Here is a 2,502-nt window from a genome sequence, read left to right on the forward strand (position 1 = left end):
AAATAAATAGGATTCAGCTGCATCTTGAGTAGTCGTCTGGTCTCCACCCGAGCCAAAGCCATTCAAAGAGAGTTTCGGCGCTAGCTTGTGCGTAGGACCACCGCCTAGTTCAGCATTCTCCGTGCCGGAGCCAAGTGGGCCCAAAATAGCTAGGGCGGCGATGACAACTCGAAAAATGGTGGACGTTTGCATTTGATGAAATGCACTACCAAGCATGTGTTAAACAATGCAAGATAATTGAGGCTCTCGTGTTTCGCTCAACCGCGGTTGCGCAAGCCCGCATTAGAAAGGCAAACCTATCCAAATTCGGGATTTTGTAATCCACTGGGCCGCGTAAGAAGATGGATTGGGGATAAGAAGCGGACTCGGACAGAGCTACGCATGCCCCAAGATACCCGCTGGATGCCTCAGGTTGCTAGCCGGGGCTTCATCGCCCGCATATCTCATGCGGTGAAAGAGTGATGGTTGCTAGAGCGACGGTCCGGGCCCCTCTCTGCGGAGCGATGAGATGCTGCCTCACGACTTTCCTGATCGTTTGGTCTAGGATCGATTGAGCGCGCCTTGGTGTGAAGGTATCGGTAGTTGCGGGACTGACTCAGAATAGGAGCGCCCCTATTTTCCCATAAGGCTTGACCGCTACCAAGATTGCTCGGCCCTGTGTCAGGGGCGCTGGAAGTTTGGCGATAAGCTCTCCACCGATCCTGCCAGATCGAGCCTGGGGAGCAATGCTCAAGCGAGATAACATGGGATCAACACCATACCTTCTCACTCATACCCCACAGGATTGTTGCTTTGACCCTCAATCGAAGGCAGGCATCAATATCAGCAGAAGGCGCGCAGCATCGTGAAATCATCACGGACGCAGTCCTTCTGGATCGTTTATAAGAGTTCCTTCTGCAGCTTGGTCACCTTATTGGGCTGCAGCAGCTCGCCAGCCGCCTTGAATTTAAAGGTTTAACACTATGATGAGCCTGATAGCAGCTGCAATTCTGCTGCTAATGATTCCGCTATTTATGACAATTCTGAAGAGTCGTGCTCATCGTAAGTATGCTTATGTGCTCATCGGTCTTCTTCCCTTTATTTCCGGATGGGCGAACTTAGACGCAGCACTCATAAATTGGGCCGGCTGGCCCGGGTACGCAAAGGGAATGGTGATCACGGCGGTTGATAGCCTTGCCGTGGCAATTTTGCTGTCTCATCGCAATCTTTGGAGGGGCCTTCCATTACGCTGGCCCCTTTTAGCGTACTTGTTCGCTGTCGGCGTTTCGGTATTCCTCTCTCCGAGCGCGCAAAGTTCTCTCTTCTACGTGTTTCAGCTAATCCGTGTATTGGCTGTATTTGTAGCGGTGTCTGCGGTCGTTCAAGATGAGTCAGGTCTTCGTTGGATAGCAACTGGCTTAGCTCTGGGAGCGATCATCCAAGCGATAGTGGCCGTCGATCAGCGGTTGTCCGGGACCTTTCAAGCGGCGGGTACGCTCGGGCATCAGAATCTGTTGGGTATGATGCTACACTTTGTGACCCTCCCTTTGCTTGCGATGCTGCTCGCCGGTCAAAAAAATCGGATGCTAATTGCCGGTGTGGCAGCGGCGCTTTTGACGGTAGCACTTGGAGCGTCGAGGGGTACGATTGGGTTCATCATAATAGGCGCGAGCCTCTTGTTTCTTCTTTCGCTTATGCGACGACCAACAGCCCTCAAGTGGAAGATAATAGGTGCGGCAGTTGCGATTCTGGTCTTGGTTTCGCCCCTGATGATCAGCGGAATCGAGAAGCGACTGGAGGGTGAGGCATCCGAATCTAGTGATTTGGCACGGGAGACATTTGAAGATGCTGCACGCCTCATGTGGGAAGCGAATCCCTTCGGGGTAGGTGCAAATCAATATGTAGTGGTTGCAAACTCTGGCGGCTACTCCGAAGCGGCAGGTGTAAGCTGGGGAGGGGGTAATTTGTCGACGCATGTGCATAATACGTACCTTCTTGCAGCGGCGGAAACAGGTTGGCTCGGGTTGCTTGCCCTTATCGGATTGTTTGCTAGTCCGATTGTTATTGGGCTTCGGTTCGCTTTCTCTCGCCGTATGGATCCACGTGGGGATGTAGTTCTTGGGGCCACTGTCGCTATGATTGTAATGGCGGCACATAGCTTGTACGAATGGATATTCTTCCTTTTTCCTTTTCAGTACCTTTTCGCTATCGGACTCGGAATAATAGGTGGCCTAGCAAAAGCACGTCGGAGGGAAGCCAGAAATCGCCCAGGCCCGGTGAAACAAGTTCCGGAATTTCAAGTGTGAGGACAGGTGGGACTGTTGCGTTACGCCACTTCTATCGGCGAAATAGTTGGGGTGGGCGTCACGGTGCGCAGGCCAAACTTCGGGTCGCTCAGTAAGCAGTACGCTTAGGGTGGTTGTCACCTTGCGACCCGCTGTCTTGAGTGGAGCCGCTGCTCTGCCCACCTATTGCGTCATAGGGTATCCATCCGGCGAGGGCCGCCTTGCGCGGATAGGTAGC

At 53.0% G+C, this 2,502-nt stretch carries 2 protein-coding genes; one reads left to right on the forward strand and one right to left on the reverse strand.

Annotation, left to right across the window (positions count from 1 at the left end; genetic code table 11):
* On the reverse strand, positions 1 to 216 hold a 216-nt coding region (locus A9995_RS17480; RefSeq protein ID WP_233998271.1), incomplete at its 3' end, for a hypothetical protein.
* Between the two features lie 746 nt (positions 217 to 962).
* Here A9995_RS17480 and A9995_RS15650 point away from each other — a divergent pair.
* Complete coding sequence (locus tag A9995_RS15650; protein ID WP_067614729.1) at positions 963 to 2,285, forward strand: O-antigen ligase; 1,323 nt, start codon at positions 963 to 965, stop codon at positions 2,283 to 2,285.
* Positions 2,286 to 2,502: the final 217 nt, after the last annotated feature.

Origin of the sequence: Erythrobacter sp. QSSC1-22B, from assembly GCF_001678665.1 — a bacterium.
In the GTDB taxonomy this organism is placed as follows: domain Bacteria; phylum Pseudomonadota; class Alphaproteobacteria; order Sphingomonadales; family Sphingomonadaceae; genus Qipengyuania.